General features: G+C 59.9%; 16 protein-coding genes. 9 read left to right on the forward strand and 7 right to left on the reverse strand.

The genetic code is table 11. The annotated features are described in order from the left end of the window. Nucleotides 1-9: 9 nt before the first annotated feature. Nucleotides 10-933, reverse strand: a complete 924-nt coding sequence (locus WA411_RS04965) for an alpha/beta hydrolase (RefSeq protein ID WP_069181986.1) — start codon at nucleotides 931-933, stop codon at nucleotides 10-12. A gap of 324 nt (nucleotides 934-1,257) precedes the next feature. On the opposite strand from WA411_RS04965, the gene WA411_RS04970 reads away from it, so the two are divergent. The 4 genes from WA411_RS04970 to WA411_RS04985 all read left to right on the forward strand — a co-directional run bounded on the left by WA411_RS04970 (nucleotide 1,258) and on the right by WA411_RS04985 (nucleotide 7,600). Beyond that, a complete protein-coding gene (locus WA411_RS04970) occupies nucleotides 1,258-2,664 on the forward strand; it encodes a WS/DGAT domain-containing protein (protein WP_069182791.1) in 1,407 nt (468 codons plus the stop codon). Nucleotides 2,665-2,851: 187 nt separating this feature from the next. Beyond that, a complete protein-coding gene (locus tag WA411_RS04975) occupies nucleotides 2,852-3,952 on the forward strand; it encodes a porin (protein ID WP_291904314.1) in 1,101 nt (366 codons plus the stop codon). 239 nt (nucleotides 3,953-4,191) lie between these two features. Then, nucleotides 4,192-5,361 carry a nitric oxide-sensing protein NosP gene (nosP, locus tag WA411_RS04980; RefSeq protein WP_418766800.1) on the forward strand — a complete coding sequence of 390 codons (1,170 nt, stop codon included), beginning with the start codon at nucleotides 4,192-4,194 and terminating at the stop codon, nucleotides 5,359-5,361. Then, nucleotides 5,339-7,600 carry a hybrid sensor histidine kinase/response regulator gene (locus tag WA411_RS04985; RefSeq protein WP_291905782.1) on the forward strand — a complete coding sequence of 754 codons (2,262 nt, stop codon included), beginning with the start codon at nucleotides 5,339-5,341 and terminating at the stop codon, nucleotides 7,598-7,600. Before nosP ends, WA411_RS04985 begins: the two co-directional genes overlap by 23 nt. A gap of 116 nt (nucleotides 7,601-7,716) precedes the next feature. On the opposite strand, the gene WA411_RS04990 is transcribed toward WA411_RS04985, so the two are convergent. Beyond that, nucleotides 7,717-8,394: a response regulator gene (locus tag WA411_RS04990; RefSeq protein ID WP_062786421.1), complete on the reverse strand. Its 678-nt coding sequence runs from the start codon at nucleotides 8,392-8,394 to the stop codon at nucleotides 7,717-7,719. Between the two features lie 355 nt (nucleotides 8,395-8,749). On the opposite strand from WA411_RS04990, the gene WA411_RS04995 reads away from it, so the two are divergent. The 3 genes from WA411_RS04995 to WA411_RS05005 are packed head-to-tail and all read left to right on the forward strand — an operon-like array spanning nucleotide 8,750 to nucleotide 11,140. Beyond that, on the forward strand, nucleotides 8,750-9,703 hold the full coding sequence (locus WA411_RS04995) for an ABC transporter substrate-binding protein (RefSeq protein ID WP_291904312.1): 954 nt from the start codon (nucleotides 8,750-8,752) through the stop codon (nucleotides 9,701-9,703). After that, entirely contained in the window at nucleotides 9,700-10,476 is a 777-nt protein-coding gene (locus WA411_RS05000; RefSeq protein WP_291904311.1) for an ABC transporter permease, read from the forward strand. Before WA411_RS04995 ends, WA411_RS05000 begins: the two co-directional genes overlap by 4 nt. Further along, nucleotides 10,469-11,140: an ATP-binding cassette domain-containing protein gene (locus WA411_RS05005; RefSeq protein ID WP_069181982.1), complete on the forward strand. Its 672-nt coding sequence runs from the start codon at nucleotides 10,469-10,471 to the stop codon at nucleotides 11,138-11,140. The genes WA411_RS05000 and WA411_RS05005 overlap by 8 nt, the downstream gene beginning before the upstream one ends. A 25-nt stretch (nucleotides 11,141-11,165) precedes the next feature. Here the strand turns inward: WA411_RS05005 and WA411_RS05010 are convergent, their stop codons facing one another. From WA411_RS05010 to WA411_RS05025, 4 genes are read right to left on the reverse strand one after another with little or no spacing between them, the layout of a single operon-like run. Next, the gene (locus tag WA411_RS05010; protein WP_291904310.1) at nucleotides 11,166-11,969 is read right to left on the reverse strand and encodes an ABC transporter permease; all 804 of its coding nucleotides are present in this window, start codon (nucleotides 11,967-11,969) and stop codon (nucleotides 11,166-11,168) included. Between the two features lies 1 nt (nucleotide 11,970). Beyond that, nucleotides 11,971-12,693 carry an ABC transporter ATP-binding protein gene (locus WA411_RS05015; protein ID WP_069181980.1) on the reverse strand — a complete coding sequence of 241 codons (723 nt, stop codon included), beginning with the start codon at nucleotides 12,691-12,693 and terminating at the stop codon, nucleotides 11,971-11,973. Further along, nucleotides 12,690-13,664, reverse strand: coding sequence for a YVTN family beta-propeller repeat protein (locus WA411_RS05020; RefSeq protein ID WP_069181979.1), 975 nt, complete (start codon nucleotides 13,662-13,664; stop codon nucleotides 12,690-12,692). Before WA411_RS05020 ends, WA411_RS05015 begins: the two co-directional genes overlap by 4 nt. A 41-nt stretch (nucleotides 13,665-13,705) precedes the next feature. Continuing rightward, entirely contained in the window at nucleotides 13,706-14,878 is a 1,173-nt protein-coding gene (locus WA411_RS05025; protein WP_069181978.1) for an ABC transporter substrate-binding protein, read from the reverse strand. Between the two features lie 163 nt (nucleotides 14,879-15,041). Here WA411_RS05025 and WA411_RS05030 point away from each other — a divergent pair, with 163 nt between their 5' ends. Both WA411_RS05030 and WA411_RS05035 read left to right on the forward strand, forming a co-directional pair. Continuing rightward, nucleotides 15,042-16,265, forward strand: coding sequence for a HAMP domain-containing sensor histidine kinase (locus WA411_RS05030; protein ID WP_291904309.1), 1,224 nt, complete (start codon nucleotides 15,042-15,044; stop codon nucleotides 16,263-16,265). Next, on the forward strand, nucleotides 16,262-16,918 hold the full coding sequence (locus WA411_RS05035; protein WP_069181976.1) for a response regulator: 657 nt from the start codon (nucleotides 16,262-16,264) through the stop codon (nucleotides 16,916-16,918). The genes WA411_RS05030 and WA411_RS05035 overlap by 4 nt, the downstream gene beginning before the upstream one ends. A 12-nt stretch (nucleotides 16,919-16,930) precedes the next feature. Here WA411_RS05035 and WA411_RS05040 read toward each other — a convergent pair whose 3' ends face one another. Continuing rightward, nucleotides 16,931-17,584 (reverse strand): pentapeptide repeat-containing protein, encoded by a 654-nt coding sequence (locus tag WA411_RS05040; RefSeq protein WP_069181975.1) that lies wholly within the window; start codon nucleotides 17,582-17,584, stop codon nucleotides 16,931-16,933. Between the last annotated feature and the right edge of the window lie 27 nt (nucleotides 17,585-17,611).

A 17,611-nucleotide genomic window follows, 5' to 3' on the forward strand; every position in this document is an offset into this window, starting at 1 on the left:
ATGCCCGGGCTAGCCCTGTGCGGCTGCGGGCAGCGTTTCGAACCCCGGGACCCATTCCTTGCTGTCCAGGGTGATGAAGTGGCTCGGCGCCTCGGTTTCGACGATTCGCATGGTGGTCGGGCTCTGGCGGGCACTGGCGAGCATGGATGAGCGATCCAGGATGCGGTCTACCGCTGGAATCAGGAAGGTGCCGTGGCGCACGTGGCTGTAGACGCTGGTATCCGTTCGCGCCATCCAGTCCATGATGTTTTCGATGTTACGAACAATGGTCAAATGATCCTTGGTGGCAGAGAACAGTTTGCTGAGCAATTGCTTCTTGCGCGGGTTCATCTTGCCAAAGAAGGTCTGTCCGTAAGCAGACGAGGGCGCGCTGTTGATCAGACGAATCAGCCAGGGCCACATGCCATGGCTTACCGGCTCCAGAATGGTGGTCACCAGCGCCGAGAGTCGGCCGTCGGGAAGTACGGGCGCTTCAAGCACCACTTCAACGTCTTCATACAGGTCGGGCCATTGTTTGATGGCCTCGAGGATCACCGCCCCGCCCCGGGAGTGACCATGTACCCGGATGTTGTCAGTCGTGGGCAGGCTGGAAAGCGCCTGGTTGAGAATGCAGGCATCGTATTCGATGGTGCCTTCCAGGTGCTTGATCGGCACTTCCCAGTCCGGGGCCTCCGGCGTAACACCGTTCACCGGAATGTGGTAATTGCTGCAGGTGAGCAGAATTAGCTCAGTGGTGGGTGCTTCGTAGGCCTGGGTAAAGTAGCAGTGGTTTTCCAGAAAGCCGTGCACGCCGATCACGGTTTGTTCGGCCTTGCCACTGTGGTTGCGAACGGACACCGCGCCCTTGCCAACGCGATACACCCGCCCGGAGAACATTTCCGAGTAGGCGCTCTCAATCGGTTTTATCAGCTTGCGAACATGGCTCGCTTTCATAACTGCTCTCCCTTCCAGCACGGCAATGGCCTGTTATTGGAATTAGGGTGTGCTGGTAAGCCTTTTGTACCCCGATCAACTCGCTTTGTTACTGGCTCTGAGTGCAGAGTTTTTGATGTCTCAGGGCCAATCGATCACGGATCGGCAGCGTGTAATAACCATGGCACCAAGTCTTATAACCAGTATAGGACTGAACAGTTACTCACGTGTAATTTTTTGTAACAGCGTGCGCTGGTGCCGCATATGGAGCCGACGGGGCTTGTCTGGCACAATGCGGAGTTCGGTTTTTACTTACCTCCACCACTTTTCCAGGGACGTTCGGGTTTGAGTCACGAACAATCGCATCTCCTGCTACCTGCGGATTCGGCCTGGCTGGCCCTGGAACGCCCGGAAAACCCCATGACCATCACCGTGATGCTGCGGGTTGATGGTCTTACCGCACCCCGTTTCCGAGAGTTCCTCCGTGTGTACTGGATGGCCTGGGAGCGTTTCCGGTACATGCCGGTCAAGCGCTCGCCTGCCTGGTGGTGGGAGCCAGACCCCATGTTTGATGTCCGCCACCATCTTGACGTGGTGGTAGATCGTTTCACTCCGGAAAGCCTGCAGGAATGGGTGTCGGTGCGGTTGAACCAGCCTCTGCCCATGTATCGCCCACGCTGGAAATTCTGGCTGGCGCCCAATGCCGAGGGCGGGGCGGTGCTCCTTTTGCGTATTCATCACTGTTACGCCGATGGCCTGTCCTTGCTGGGGATTTTTGATCGCCTCTGTCCGCCTTCCCCCCAGCAGCATCCGGCCATCTACGGCGCACCCGAGACCGCGGAGCTGTCACGCTGGACCGCTGCGGCAAAGGTCTGGCTCGGTCAACTGATGGCCTCCGGGGATTCCCGGGAAGAACTCCATGACGGTGCAGGAGCCGATGAATCCGGTGGTAACCAGTGGCAGGATGCTGGCCGGCTGGTGGAGCGGGTTGCCCAGAACAGTCTCAAGCTGGTCCATGAATTTTCGGAATTTCTGGTGGAGCCGGAGGATTCAGACACCGACCTCCGGCGCCCGTTGCTCGGGCGACGGCATTGTCGCTGGTCGGAACCTGTGCCTCTGGAACGTTTCCGGAGCATTGCCCGAATCACCAACGTGACCATCAACGATGTGTTGCTGAGTTGTGTAGCCGCGGCTGTGCGAACCCGCCTGGGCATTGAAGGCGAGGACCTCGATGAAGCCGTGCTGCATGCCGCCGTTCCGGTTGATATTCGCAGCCGCCTGCCGGAGGAGCTCAAGCCGGCTCCCGGTGCCCTGGGCAACTACTTCGGTACGGTGTTTGTGCCTCTGCCGGTGGATGGCGAAAGTCCCCTTGAGAGACTGTACCGGATCAAGCATGAAACCCGCCGCCTGAAGAAAAGCTGGCAGCCGGGCATTGCCTGGGGGCTGGCAGCAAGTGCGACTGTCGTACCGGAGCCCTGGCGGGAGCCCCTGGCCGAGGTGTTCTACCGCAAGGCCAGTGCCGTGGTGTCCAATGTGCCGGGCACCCCGGAGGCCCGTTACATTGCCGGTTGCCGGATTGCTGAGCAGATGTTCTGGGTTCCCCAGGCCGGCGACATCGGCCTGGGCATCAGCATTGTCAGCTACGCCGGCCAGGTACAGTTTGGCGTCGTGGCCGATGAGGCAGTAATGGCCGATCCCGAAGAGTTCCTCAACGACTGTCTGCAGGAACTGGCGCAGTTCCCCGGCGATTAACCCGCCGGGTCGTACTCCCAAAGTTTCATTTCCACTGCCTCCCAAATGAGCAGAAAACCTGCTCCCTGGAAGCATTTTCCCCCTCCCGTGCATCACCGACTATGGAATTCAGGCGACAGACCGCGCCTGGAGTGTCCGGATAACCCGGATCTCCGATCCCAGATTTCCAAAAACAACCGGGGGAACTATGAAAAACAATAACGTCAGAAAGTCAGGGTTAGCCATCGCCATGGCAGCAGCCATGGGCGCAAGCGCAGGGGCCAATGCCGCTGTCGAGCTGTATAACCAGGATGGCACCAGCTTTTCCGTGGATGGCTACTTCAACGCGTTCTACGTAAACCGCGACGACAAGCAGAACGACGTTCGGGATTCCCGCATCAAGATGGGCTTCCTGCCGAACACTATCGGTTTTAACTTCAGCAAGGACATGGGTGATCTGACCCTGGGGGGACGTTCTTCGTTCTGGACCACTATCAATGACAGCCTCGACACGCCCACTGATACTGCCATCGATGTGCGGCAGTTCTACGCTACGGTGGACGGCGATTTTGGCCAGGTGCTGATCGGTAAGGACTTCGGCCTGTACGCCCGATCCAATATCTTCCTGGACGAGATCCTGATGGGATTCGGTTCCCCGGGCGTTGCCGGTGGCGTTTCCTTCGGCAATATCCGCGCTGGCTATCCGTACCCGACACCCTCAGCTCAGATTACCTACCGCTCGCCGGATATGAGCGGCCTCAAAATCGCGGCCGGCGTGTTGGATCCCGCCGACACGGTGACCGGCGCCAACGATGAAAACTCAGCGCCCCGTTTCGAGTCCGAGGTAACCTACAACACCAACCTTAACGATGTGGCCATTACCGGGTGGGTGAACGGGCGCTACCAGTCTGCCGAAAACGGCACCACCACCGTCGACAGCACAGGCCTTGGCTACGGCGTCAAGGCGTCGGTCGCGGGGCTGACCCTGGCCGCTTCTGGTTTCACCTCCAAGGGTGACAACCCGGTACTGATCGGCAACGGTGCGGTGACCGAAGACGATGCCGACGGCTTCCTGGTTCAGGGCTCCTACGCCTTCGGAGCCAATCGTGTGGTGCTGTCCTACGGCGAGACGGATGCGGAAATCCTGAACCTGGAGACCGAGAGCACCACGCTTGGCTTCTTCCACGATGTAAACAGCAACTTCAAGCTGGTGGCCGAGTACAACATGTACGAAGACAACAACCGCACCACCGGTGCAACCACCACTGAGGCGGATACCATCGCCCTTGGCGCCATCGTGATGTTCTAAGCACTATCCGGCGTTGCGGGTGGCAGGAGGCCGCTCGCCGCGCCGGTTTGTCTAAGACTAAAGTGCCGGTTTGCCTGAAGGGAAACCGGCAGCGCCATCAGACATTGATTCAGGAGGCATTTTAATCAATGGCTTACGATCATTTTGGCGCGCCCATTAAAAGCACTGAAGTCGCATTGGCTGCGTTTACGGATGCCGTAGAATCGGTGAAAAGTCATCCGTTCTCGGGATCTGCGTTTATGAAGCCAGCGACGACCCTGCCCGCGGTCCGGGTAGCGAGCTCCAGTGTTCGCGATCCGATGTTGGCCGCTACCAATCTCGCCAGCCAGCTCAGCCACGAGCACCTTGGCTGTGTGCTGTTCTTCTGTTCAGCGGAGTACGACCTGGGTCGACTTGGTAGTGCCCTTGAACACAGCTTTCCGGGCGTGCGCGTCTGCGGCTGCACCTCCGCCGGGGAGATCACCCCGGAGGGCTATGGGCGTGGATGCATCACCGCCATCGGATTCGACCGCCGCTATTTCGCCATCGACTGTGAGCTGATCCGCGAACTGGACCGGTTCACCCTGCAGGATGCCCAGGGCGTGATCGACGGCCTGCTTTCGACTTGCCGGGATGCCAGGCTGGCACCGGTCAAGGGCAACACCTTTGCCATCACGCTGCTGGACGGCCTGTCCAGCCGTGAAGAGCTGGTGCTGGCAACGCTCAACTCGGCCCTTGGCAGCATTCCCCAGTTTGGCGGTTCCGCCGGCGACGATGAACGCCTGGCCAACACCCATGTGTTTTTTGATGGCGAGTTCCATACCGGAGCCGCCACGGTATTGCTGGTGAACACGCCACTGGATTTCCGGGTGTTTTCCACACACCACATGGTTGAGCGTCGTGAAAAGCTGGTAGTGACGGACGCCTGCGCGGAAAGCCGCACGGTGTACGAGCTCAATGCCGAGCCGGCGGCCGATGCCTATGCCCGGGCGGTAGGTGTAGATGTTGATGCCCTGGATCGCAAGGTGTTCGCGCTGCGGCCAATGGGCGTGAAAATCGGCGGCCACTATTTTGTCCGCTCGGTGCAGCGGGTGAACCCGGACAAGAGCCTGACCTTCTACTGTGCGGTGGAAACCGGGATTGTAATGACCGCCATGGAGCCGGATTCCCTGCTGGACAGCGTTCGCACGCAGATCGAGGCGGCGGAGAAGGTCGTCGGGCCGCCCCTGGTCACTATCGGCTGCGACTGCTTTCTGAGGCGCCTGGAGGCAGAGCTGACCGGCGAGGTGGAGGCGGTCTCGGAGTTCCTCCGCCACCACAATGTGATTGGCTTTAATACCTACGGCGAGCAGTTCGACGGTATGCACATCAACCAGACGTTTACGGGGGTGGTCATTGGCCAGCCTGATGTCCGTTCCGGACAAGATTGAAGCACCCGTCGAGGACGAACGGGACCGGCGGATTGCCGAGCTTGAGGCAGAGAACGAGCGCCTGAAGCGGATTCGTGATGCTCTGATTGTTCGGGTGGAGTCCGGCTCGGCCCACAAGCCGGAGCCCTATGCCGCCTTTGAACACTCGGTGGTACTGGCCGAGCAGGTTCGCGAGCGAACCGAGGCTTTGAATCAGGCCATGGACCAGCTCAAGGGCAGCAACAAGGCCCTGAACCGCGCCCGGGAAGAAGCCGAAACCACCCGTCAGAGACTGAGCGACGCCATCGAGAGTATTGCCGATGGCTTTGTGCTGTTCGATAACCAGCATTGCCTGATCCAGAGCAACAGCCGGTTCCGCAGTTACTGGCGCCACGCCGGCGTTGATGCGCCGGGCCAGGGTACCCGGATTTCAGAGGTGAAGCGGCAGGCGGTGGCTTGCGGTCTGGTTCTCGAGGAGCACAGCCACCCCGACTCGGAAGGCGTGGTGTTCCTGCTGGCCAACGGCCGCTGGGTTCAGGTGACCGAGAGACCGACCCGGGAAGGTGGATTGGTCGTGCTCTACTCCGACATCACCGATGTGAAGAACAGCGAAATGGCCCGGCGGATCAAGGCGCTGGAAGAGAGCGAGCGCTGGATCCGGGTGGTGACCGACCATGTTCCCGCGCTGATTGCCTACATCGGGGCCGACATGACCATCCAGTTCTGCAACAAGGTCTATGCCTCCTGGTACGGGCGCAAAGGCGAGTCGCCACTGGGTAAACGGCTCAACGAGGTCCATTCGCCGGAATTCTACCAGCGGTTACTTCCCCAGATTCTTGATGTCATGGACGGCCACAACGTCACTTTTGAGTTCGAGGAGACCGGAGAGCAGGGTGAGGTGCGCCATATGCTGCGCTCCTATGTGCCGAACTTCGATGAGCAGGGCGACATCATCGGTTTCTTTGTACTGATCCGGGACATCACCGACCGCCGGAAGACCGCACTGGCACTGGAACAGGCCTATGACAACCTGGAACGGCGGGTGAAGGAACGTACTGCGGCGCTCACGGGTCTGAACAGTCAGCTGCGCCAGGAAATCACCGAGCGGGCTGCCGTGGAGGCACGGCTTCGGGATGCCAAGCTGGAGGCCGAGCGGGCCAACCTCTCGAAAACCAAGTTCCTGGCTGCGGTCAGCCACGACCTGCTGCAGCCTCTGAATGCAGCGCGCCTGTTCACAAGTGCGCTGCTGGAACAGTCTTTCGGGCCCAAGGCGGAAGGCCTGGTCCGGTCGGTGAGCACCTCGCTGGACGATGTCGAAAACCTGCTGGGCACCCTGGTGGATATCTCCAAGCTCGATGCCGGCGTGATCAAGCCGGATGTCACCGCCTTCGATCTACGCGATCTGCTCAACAATATCGCCCGGGAATTCCGGCAGATGGCCATGGCCGAGGGCCTGCAACTGGACTTTGTTGCCAGCTCGGCGATCGTGGAGTCGGATTCCCAGTTGCTGGCGCGAATTCTCCGGAATTTCCTGACCAACGCCATCCGCTATACCGGCAATGGCCGGGTGCTGCTCGGCGTTCGTCGGCAAAAGGATCATGTGCTTTTGCAGGTGTGGGATACCGGCCCCGGTATTCCCGAAGACAAGCTCACCGAGATCTTTCAGGAATTCAAACGCATCCGCCCGTCAGGCTCTCAGCCCGATAAAGGCCTTGGACTTGGCCTGGCCATCGTGGACAAAATCTCCCGAATGCTGGGACACGAGGTGACGGTGAATTCCATCGAGGGCAGGGGCTCAGTCTTTAGCGTTCGGGTCCCGGTCGGCAAACTGAAGCCCCGGCAACCGACGGCCGACCAGAACCGGGCCGTGTCTTTCGATAGTGGTCTTGGCGGGGCCCGGATCTGGGTGATCGACAACGACCAGTCGATCTGCCAGGGCATGCAAACCCTGCTTGAGGGTTGGGACTGCCGGGTGGTGACGGCGGTGTCTCTGGAGGATCTCGAACGCCAGCTCGATCCAGCCAGCAGTGCGGTGGACCTGATCCTGGCTGACTATCACCTGGACAACGATGAAAACGGCGTGGATGTGGTGGCGGAGATCAATGGGCGAAGGACATGCCCGGCTCCGGTAGTGATGATTACGGCCAACTACACCAATGAGCTCAAGCAGCATATCCGCGAACTTGGGCACCTGTTGATGAACAAGCCGGTGAAGCCCCTGAAGTTACGCAGTGCGTTGAGTCATCTGCTGAGAAGCTGAGCGCACAGATGGTTGTCGGATTACGGCTTCGCCTAACCCGACCTACTCGGGAGGTGGCAAAGCAATGTAGGTCGGATTAGCCAAAGGCGTAATCCGACAAACAAGGCAGGGCTCTCTTACCGCTTCAGATACTGACTGAAATCCACATCACTGGCAGACAGAATCGCCTGCACCCGGTTGTGAACCCCCAGCTTGCGCAGTATCGCCGACACATGGGCCTTCACCGTGGTCTCGGCAATGTTCAGGTTATAGGCGATCTGCTTGTTGGATTCGCCCTTGGACATGCGCTCGAGCACCAGTAGCTGGCGGCGGGTCAGGGAGTTGAGCAGCTCCGGTGAAATCGGGTTGTCTTCATTGCGACTGCGCCGGGTATTGCTTTCCTTGCCGGTTCGGATGATGTCCGAGGGCAGGTAGACATTGCCGTTCAGTATCTGCTGGATGGCCTCGGTCATCTGCGCCCGGGGCGAGGATTTGGTAATAAACCCGCAGGCACCGTAGGTAATCGCTTGCAGCACCACCTGCTTGTCTTCCTCGGCAGAGACAATCACCACCGGAATGGTCGGGGCTTCGTTGCGCAGGGTGATCAGGCCGTTAAGCCCATGCATGCCGGGCATGTTCAGGTCCAGCAGGATGAGGTCCAGGTCGTCGTTCTCACGGGTAATGTCGAGAGCACTGTCCAGATCGTCGGTTTCGATGATCTCGCTGCCTTCGAAACCAGAAGCGATAACACTGCTGATGGCCTCACGAAACAGTGGGTGGTCGTCGGCAATCAGAATCTTGTAAGCCGGCTCCATGGATGGGTCTACCTGTTTGTTTTCAGTATCGGGTATCTTTTCCGAATCATGATAGCGGTTTTCGGAAGCATGATGGCAGTTTTCGGTAGAGAGTGCGGCATCGAGCTCGTTCAGCATGGCGGCCTCCTGTGCAGAGAATCGCCGGAATCGGTTCCGATCCTCTGTTTATTATTGTGATGGTTTCATTACACGCCATCTTGGTCTCGGGTTGAATGCGACCATCGCACCAAAAAACAGGCACCAAAGTACTATTCTTGCCGGGCTATGGGCTTCGTATCGTGAAGCCATGTGCCTACAACCAACAAAAACACCAGTCTCCCAACCCTCTTTTGCCGATCGCTGGATCAAAAAGGGAGTGGCCGCCCTGGTGTGCCTTATCTTCAGTCTCGCAGGTGGTGCTCAGGCGGGGGAGAGGGCCTCAGAGCTGCCCGTTCTGTCCGTCAGCGTATTGCATTTCGGCACGGCCCATTGGGAGCTTGACCACATACTGCATCGGGGATTGGATCGGGAGAATGGCTACCGGCTGGACCTGAAACCGGTAGCCAACCTGCCGGCCTCCCGGCTGGCGGTCACCAGCGGCTCGGTGAATGGCGCTGTGGCCGACCTGCTGTGGGCGCAGTCCCGGTTCCAGGCGGGCACGCCCTACCTTTATGTTCCGTTTTCATCCCAGATAGGCGATATCGTCGTTGATGAATCCTCTTTGATCCGCTCAGTGGAAGATCTGCAGGGTAAGCGCATCGGCGTCGCCGGTGGACCGGACAGCAAGGGCTGGATACTGCTCCAGAAAGTCGCGCAGCGGCAGGGCATCGACCTGGAGGAATCCGCAAAGATCCAGTTTGCTGCTCCGCCGCTGCTCAGCCAGGCTCTAAAGCGGGGACAGGTAGACGTAATCGTCACCTACTGGCATTTCGCGGCCCGGCTCCGGGGTGAGGGTGGCTGGCGGTCGGCTTTCAGCATGGCCGATCTGCTCACTGAGCTTGACCTGGATCGCAACCTGCCGGTGCTTGGATATGTGTTTTCAGAACGTTGGGCGCAAGAGCATGGCCCCCTGATTGATGGTTTCGCAGCCTCCCTGCAACAGGCCAAAGCCGAGCTGTCGAACAGTGAATCACCCTGGCAACGCTTGCGTCCCCTGATGGGTAATCCTGAAGATGGCATCTTCACGGCATTGCGTGAGGGCTTCGTCGCCGGGACTCCTGCGCCCCAAACAGACCAGCGAATCGCGGACCTGCAGCGTTTGATGACCCTCACCGGCGCCGACCCGAACAACCTTATGCCGGCTTCTCTGTTTTACCGGAGCCAGCCGTGAAAGGCCGAGTCGGCCGCCCGCCGCTATGGAGCTACTGGATAGTTCTGCCCTCTTTTGTTGTGCTCTGGGCGATAACCGCCTGGCTACTTCAGTCGCCTCTGCTACCAACGCCCCTGAGTGTACTGGACACCCTGGCTCGGGAATCGGCGACAGGCGAGCTCTGGAATCATCTGGGCGCGACCCTCGCCCGTGTGTTGGTCGCCTTTATTCTGGCCATGGTTATTGGCACCGCCATCGGCATCGTGATGGGCCGTTCACAAACCACCAATGCCCTGTTCGATCCCTTGCTGGTGTTGTTACTCAACCTGCCGGCGCTGGTCACCATCATCCTTATGTATGTCTGGTTCGGCCTGGTGGAAGTGGCTGCCGTGATGGCGGTCGTGATCAATAAAGTGCCCAACGTTGCGGTGACGGTTCGCGAAGGCGCCCGCAGCCTCGACTACCGGCTTGAGGAAATGGCCACCGTGTACCAGTTCACCCGCTGGCAACGGTTGCGCGAAGTGTGGGTGCCGCAGCTGTTTCCCTACCTCATGGCCGCCACCCGGGGTGGTCTGGCCCTGATCTGGAAGATTGTTCTTGTAGTGGAACTGCTGGGCCGCTCCAGCGGCGTCGGCTTCCAGCTACACATGGCGTTTCAGGTATTCGACGTGGCCGCCATTCTGGCCTATAGCCTGGCCTTCATAGCCGTTGTTCAGCTGATCGAACTGGCCATCCTGCAGCCCCTCGAGCGTCGATCCAGCCGCTGGCGTCAGCCGGAGGCGGCCCATGCTTGAACTCAGAATCGCCGGCCGTGATTTCGGCCAGCCGGTGCTTGGCGAGGTGTTTGCAACCATCGACCGAGGCGACCGCATCTGCCTGCTTGGACCTTCGGGTATCGGCAAGACCACACTGCTGAACGCCATTGCCGGTCTCGACAAATCGGTTCCACAGGAGGCGGTTATTGGGCGCGACAAACTTCGGGTGGGCTATCTGTTCCAGGAGCATCGTCTGCTGCCGTGGAGAAGTCTGGATGCGAATCTGAGGCTGGTTGGCGCCAGCGAAGAGGAGGCCAAGGGCTTGTTACAACAGGTGGGATTGTCGGGTTACGGCGATTACCTGCCGGATCAGCTCTCCCTGGGAATGGCCAGAAGGGCGGCACTGGCCCGTTGCCTGGCCGTGAAACCTGACTTGCTGCTGCTGGACGAGCCGTTTGCGTCACTGGATCCGGTCATGGCGGGTGAACTCAAGGCGCTGATAGCCGGGATTCTGGATTCGCATCCGGATATGGCGATGATTTGCGTTACCCATGATGGCGGGGATGCGGAGATCCTGGCGAACCGTCTGTGGTATCTCGACGGCAAGCCCGCTCAGTTACAGTGGGATAGTTCGGTAGGCGAACCCGGGTTGGTCGACGGGCTGCTTGGCAGGCTTCGTGGCCTGGATTTGGCCGGCTCCTGAATCCGTGTAAGTCAGCTTTCGGGCATTATGCATGCTTCCCGCCCAGTATTTTCGTGCGTTGCGGACGAAAGCCGGCTGTGGCAAAAAACGCCAGGAAAACAGTCACACCTGCGGTAATCCCATAAGCCATCGGATTCCACTCCAGATACAGGGAAAACCGGATCGCCTCCACCGCGTGGGTAAACGGGTTGAACTGGCAGATCCAGTACAGCCAGGGGCTGGCCTCGTTCATGCGCCAGAGCGGATAGAGCGCCGAAGACATGAAGAACATCGGGAAGATGACAAAGTTCATCACCCCGGCGAAATTCTCCAGCTGCTTGATCCAGGTGGCGATCAGCAGCCCCAGCGCGCCCAGCATCAGGCTGGTCAGAATCAACGCCGGCAACACCGCCAGGTAGCCCCACAACGGCGGCTCGACATCCACCAGCAGAGCCAACAGCAAAAACACATACACCTGCCCGATGGACACCACACCCATAGCCAGCAGTTTGGTGACCAGCAGGAAAGGCCGGGGCAGGGGGCTCATCAGCAGCACCCGCATGCTGCCCAGTTCCCGGTCGTAAACCATGGACAGGGCACTCTGCATGCTGTTGAACAGGATGATCATTCCGCACAGCCCGGGGGCGATGTAGGTCTCGTAGGTGATGTAGGTTTCATAGGGCGGGATGATGGAAATGCCCAGCACCGCCCGGAACCCGGCAGCGAACACCACCAGCCAGAGCAGTGGCCGGACCAGAGCGCTGGCAAAGCGGGTGCGCTGCTGCCAGAAGCGCAGCCATTCCCGTGTCTGGATACCTACAAAACAGTGCCAGTAGTGAGCTGCTTTCATATCAACCGGCTCCGGTCAGGGCGTGGAAGGTTTCGGCCAGATCGCGGGTGCCTTCGGCGTCGCAGATGGCCTGGCCATTACCGTCAGCCAGCAGTTGGCCCTGGTGCAGGATCAGTACCCGGTCGTCGGCGCGAACTTCTTCAATCAGGTGGGTGGCCCAGAGTACGGTCAGGCCGTCTTCTTCACACAGCGTTCGAACGTGTTCGTTGAGCGCCTTGCGGCTTGCAACGTCCAGGCCCACCGTGGGTTCGTCGAGCAACAGCAGCGAGGGCTCATGCAGGAGAGCCCGGGCGATTTCCACTCGCCGGCGATGGCCACCGTTGAGCTGGCGGACGGCATCTTTGGCGCGCTCCAGCAGGTTGAAGCGTTCCAGTTCCCGATCACCCCTGGCTCTGGCTTCTTTGCGGGACAGCCCGTGCAGAGCGGCGTGGTATTGCAGGTTCTGGCGAACGGTCAGGTCCAGGTCCAGCGCGTTCTGCTGGAACACCACGCCGATCTGGCGCATGGCCTCGGCCGGCTGCTTTTTCAGGGATTGGCCACCCAGCCGAATGTCGCCCTGCTGCAGAGCCAGAAGCCGTGTGAGCAGACCAAACAGGGTAGACTTACCCGCGCCGTTGGGCCCGAGCAGGGCATGAAAACGGCCAGAGGTCAGCGCAAAGCTGACCTCCCGGAGCACCGGCTTGTCGCCGTAACGAAAGCTGAGGTTGCTCGCTTCAATGGTCATGAGGTTGGATCGATCACCACACCCCACGGGTAGCGGCCTACCTTGATGGATTTAATGACCTTCAGGTCTTCCACGTCGATCACAGACACATCGCCGGACACGCCGTTGGTGGTGTAGAGGTGCTTTTCGTCCTTGTCGAGATCCAGCTGCCACACCCGGGCGCCAACCAGCAGATAGTCCAGAACCTCGTAGGTCTGGGCATCCACGACGGCCACGTGGTTGGAGGGGCCGAGCGCCACGAACGCGTATTTGCCATCGGAGGTCAGTTCAATGCCCACCGGCTGGACCCGATCCTGGTTTACGCCGGGTACCTTGAAGGACATCTCGTGGATCTGCTCCAGGTTGTCCACGTCGATGATGTGCACGGTGCCTCCGATTTCGGCAGACGCCCAGGCAATCTTGCTGTCCCTGGTGAACTCCACATGGCGAGGCCGCTGACCTACGACGATGTTCTTCTCGATCTCGAAGGTCTCCGTGTTGATCCAGTGCAGCATGCTGGTGGTCTCGGAGGTGTTCACCGCCCACTTGCCGTCCGGGCTCACGGCCATGCCTTCCGGCTCGATGCCCACGTCGATCTGGGCCAGCACATCCTTGGTGTCGACGTCCACTACGGTCACGATGGCATCGTCTTCATTGGCGATGTACAGGTGCTTGTTGTTCGGATGCAACGCAAACTGCTCCGGATCTTCGCCCGAGGGCAGGGTGTCAACAATCTTGCGGGTGGCCAGGTCCAGTACCTGCACCGTGTCGTCGTCACTGGCGCAGATATAGAGCTTGCTGTAGTCCTTGGAGAGCAGGATGCCCCGGGGGCGCTGGCCAACATCGATGGTTTCGATCACTTCCTGGGTCTCGGTATCAATCACCGAGAGGGTGTTGTCTTTCTCGTTGGAGACATAGGCCACGCTGGCCAGAGCCGGTGTCGACAGGCAGATCATCGCGGCCAGGGCAGTGCGCTTGAACAGGGTTTTCATGGGGTAACTCCTTCTTGTTCTGAAAATGGGCAACCCGCGGGTCAGCCGTTGATCCGACACTCGCTCTCGGGCCGGTCAAAGCCGAGGGTGTCCAGTTCGGTATTCGGGTGCAGAAAGCCTTCGAACGGCGCGGTGGCCACCAGCCCTCTGGGGTGAACCAGGGGAATGGGCTGGCGCATCTGGCCATTCCAGTCCCGGAACGTGACTTTGCGACCCTTGAACGCGGCCAGCTGGAACTTGTCGCTGAACAGGAAGTTCCGGATCTCGCCGGGCTTCGCGGAATTCAGGTCGGTCACGGCAGTACCGATGGCGCGAATGGCCGCCCAGGCGGCGTAGTCTTCGCTGTTCATGTTCCGATCGGCCAGTTCGCGGAACCGGTTCTGCAGTTGCGCTGCGCCCCAGCTCTCCACTACCCGGTGCCAGGTGACCGGCGACATGCCCTGGGTGCCCATCACCGGGCGTGGCAGCCAGGTGTTGAATGGCACGTACTCGCCAAAATCGCCCCGCACATCGGCCACCACCACCGCGTCGTAATCGCTGGCCTGAGTGAACAGCGGCAGCTCTTTGGAGGCCGTGCGGCGGAGATCAGCGTCAAAGGTCCAGGGCTTGTCCTCGACAATCTCGAGTCCGAAGCGCTTGGCAGAGCGGCGGAAGGCATCGGCCCAGCCCTTATCGGCGTCGGTCGGCCCGGTAATCAAAAACACCTCATCCCAGCGTCGCTGATTCAGCCACTGGCCGAGGGCGTCCGTGAGCATGGAATAGCTGGGCATGGTGTGCAGCAGATTGACGTGGCACTGGCCGGTGCGTAGGGCATCGTCTTTGGCCCCGGCGTTGAAGATCAGGGTGTTATCACCGGCTTTTTCGGTAAGGGTTTTCAGGGTTGACGCCGGCGCATTCACCACGAACAACTCCAGGCCGTTCTCGCGCATGGCATCAAAGGCCGCAATAGCTGCTTCTTCCGAGTCCGCCACGTTACTCTGCATCGAGTAAGTCTGGCCCAGAAACCTGCCGGTGGTGCTGTTGTCGTTGATGGCCAGTTCTGCGCCCCTCAGGCCGGCGTCCTCAGGTTCCGGGATCACATTGGACAGCACCGGTCCCTGATCCGGCACCCACTGCAGATAGCCGATCTGCACATCGAGGGATTCCGCCTTCAACGGTGTTGCTGCTACCAGGGCGATCAGTGAAGTGGCCGTTGTCCGGGAAAGAACAGACATGGGTTTCTCCGGTTTGTTGTTGTGCTTCCAGCTTAGAGAAGGGCAAAAGCAGCGAAAATATTCAGAAAGTAGGAAAGTGGCGGTACTAAAGAACTATTCCGGTGAATTCTCCCGCCCTTAGCATGGATGTAGAGACGCTGTTTACTCGCAACGGATAAAAACAATGACCGTATACCGGAAGATTTCCCTGTTGATGCTGGCGGTTTTCCTGCTCGTCTACTTGCTTGGAGCGCTGCTCTATACCCAGCAGGCCAGACATGATGTTCAGCGGGAACTTGATGGCGTTACCGTTCTGGCTCAGAGTCTCGATAGCCCCGAACGTCTTCCCGGATCCGTTGTCAGTGGTCTTCGTCATCTGAGGCCGTCTGATAACGAGGAATCCGGAAAAGGCGGGGACGTGCCGGCCTGGTTTTTCGAGCTGATTGCCGGCGATGCCTCGCGGCCGTTGATTAACGGCTGGCAGGTTGATCCCGCCGATGAGGTGGAGGAAATCTGGGAAGGGTTCCTCCTGATTTCGGGCGCCTATGCCATTGGTATGGGCCTTTGTTTTCTTGCCCTGTTTTTCATCATTCGGCGCGGCGTACGTACTCTTGCCAGTCTGTCAGAGGCCATGGGTGCGGTTTCGACAGGTCAACTGACATCCCGGCTTCCCCGTCAGGGCGAACAGGAACTGGACGCGCTGGTTTGCCGGTTCAATTCCATGGCCGGGGCCCTCGAGTCGGAACAGCAAACGGTGAGCCGACTGCTTAACGAACTCCTGCAATTACAGGATCGGGAGCGCGAACACATCGCCCGGGTGCTGCACGATGATCTCGGCCAGTACCTGACGGGCATTCGGGCCCAGGCCCGCAGTCTGCTCTACGATCCGGACCTCGGTGACCGCCAGAAGCAGCAGGCCAGGGATCTGGCGGAACACTGTGAGACTGTCCAGAAACACTTCCGGCACCTTTTGCAGGAGCTGCATCCCCTGGTGATGGAACAGCTGGGCCTCGGCAGTGCCATTCGCCATCTGACTGAACAATGGCAACAGCTCAGCGGGCTTGAATGTCGCCTGGCGATGGAGGAGCGCCTGCCCGATTTCACCGGGGAGCAGCAGACCCACCTGTATCGTTTCCTTCAGGAAGCCCTGAATAATGTTTCCCGTCATGCAAAAGCTTCCTGCGCCACGCTGGCCGTTGCCCGCAATGATAACGAGCTGAGCATCGAGTTGCGCGATGATGGCGTGGGCAATGATCAACTGCCCGGCAATGCCGGCCTGGGCGTGCGTTCCATGTGCGAGCGAGCCCGCTGCCTGGGGGGCGAAGTGAAGTTTCTGAGCCGATTGGGCGAGGGAACCCGAATCCGGCTGGCCGTGCCGCTGACTCCAGGTACCGGAGGTGTTTCATGAAACTGATGATTGTGGATGACCACCAGGTCGTGCGACAGGGCATTGCCAATCTGCTGCGCTCCATGCTGCCGGCAGTGGCCATCACCGAGGTCGACAACGGTCAGGATGCCGTGGCCCGCTATGGCGAGCTGCGGCCCGATGTGGTGCTGCTGGATATGGGGTTGCCGGATATCTCCGGGCTGGAGGTTGGGCGACGATTGCGCCAGCGCTGGCGGGGGGCGGCGATCCTGTTCTTTACCATGCACGATGAATTGCCCATGGTGCGTCAGGCGCTGGATGTGGGAGGGCTCGGTTTTGTCTCCAAGAGCTGCGCGCCCGAGGAACTCGCGGAAGCTGTGAAGCGGGTGGCATCGGGCCAACCGTACATCGAGCATCCGATTGCCACACGTCTGGCGATGAATCAGGAGCGGCCGGTCGATCACCGCCTCCGGGATATGACCCAGCGGGAAATGGAAGTATTGCTGATGTACGCCAGAGGGGAGAGCCTGGGCGGAATCGCCGAACGCCTGTGTGTCAGCAGCAAGACCGTGTCCAACCACCTGGCGGGGCTGAAAAGCAAGCTGCAGGTTTCGTCCTCCGTGGAGTTGATTCACCTGGCGGTCGATGCCGGCCTGATTCGCTATGGCCAACTGGAGGAAGCGAGGCGGGTCTGAGCCCGCCCCGGATCACCAATCAAAGGGGCAGGCGGTACAGCCCTCCATGTAGGTGCCCTCGAAGGTGGCGTAGTGGATCCGGCTTCCGGTCAGGTCCGCGTCCGCCAGGTTCGCCAGCCCCAGCTTGGCTTCCTGAAGGTTTGCCCCCCTGAGGTTGGCCCCCTCCAGATTCGCCTTCGGCATCCAGGAAATCTCGAAACTGCTGAACGGCATGGTGGCGTTGACCAGCGTGGCACCTGAAAAGCGGGAGAAGTCGAAGTTTGCTCCGGTCAGATCTGCGCCGCTGAAGTCCGCACCCTGGGCAAACAGGTATTCGCCCTGCATCCCCTGTAACCGGGCATTCCTCAGTGACGCGCCCCGCATGCTGGCCCGGTAGACCTGCAGGCGGTATCCGGTGACGTTGTCGAGGTTTGCCCCGTCGAGGTTGGCACCTCGCAGGCTGGTGTGGCTCAGGTTGGCGCCCGACAGGTTGGCACCGCGGAAGTTGGCGGAGCGCAGATCCATGTTCGACAGGTCCACGCCCTTAAGGTCAGCGCCGGGGCAACGGGTCTCCCTTTCCAGTTTGCAGCCGTTGATGACCGGCGCCTGATCAAGGTCGGCCATGTAATCGCCGGCCAGCGCTGGTGTAAACGCGAGTATCAGTGAGGCTGTTATGATGGGTCTCATGGGTTCACTCCCGAATCGATCTTAAAA

It is taken from the genome of Marinobacter sp. CH_CUG1437-1, assembly GCF_037029655.1.
Lineage (GTDB): Bacteria > Pseudomonadota > Gammaproteobacteria > Pseudomonadales > Oleiphilaceae > Marinobacter > Marinobacter salsuginis.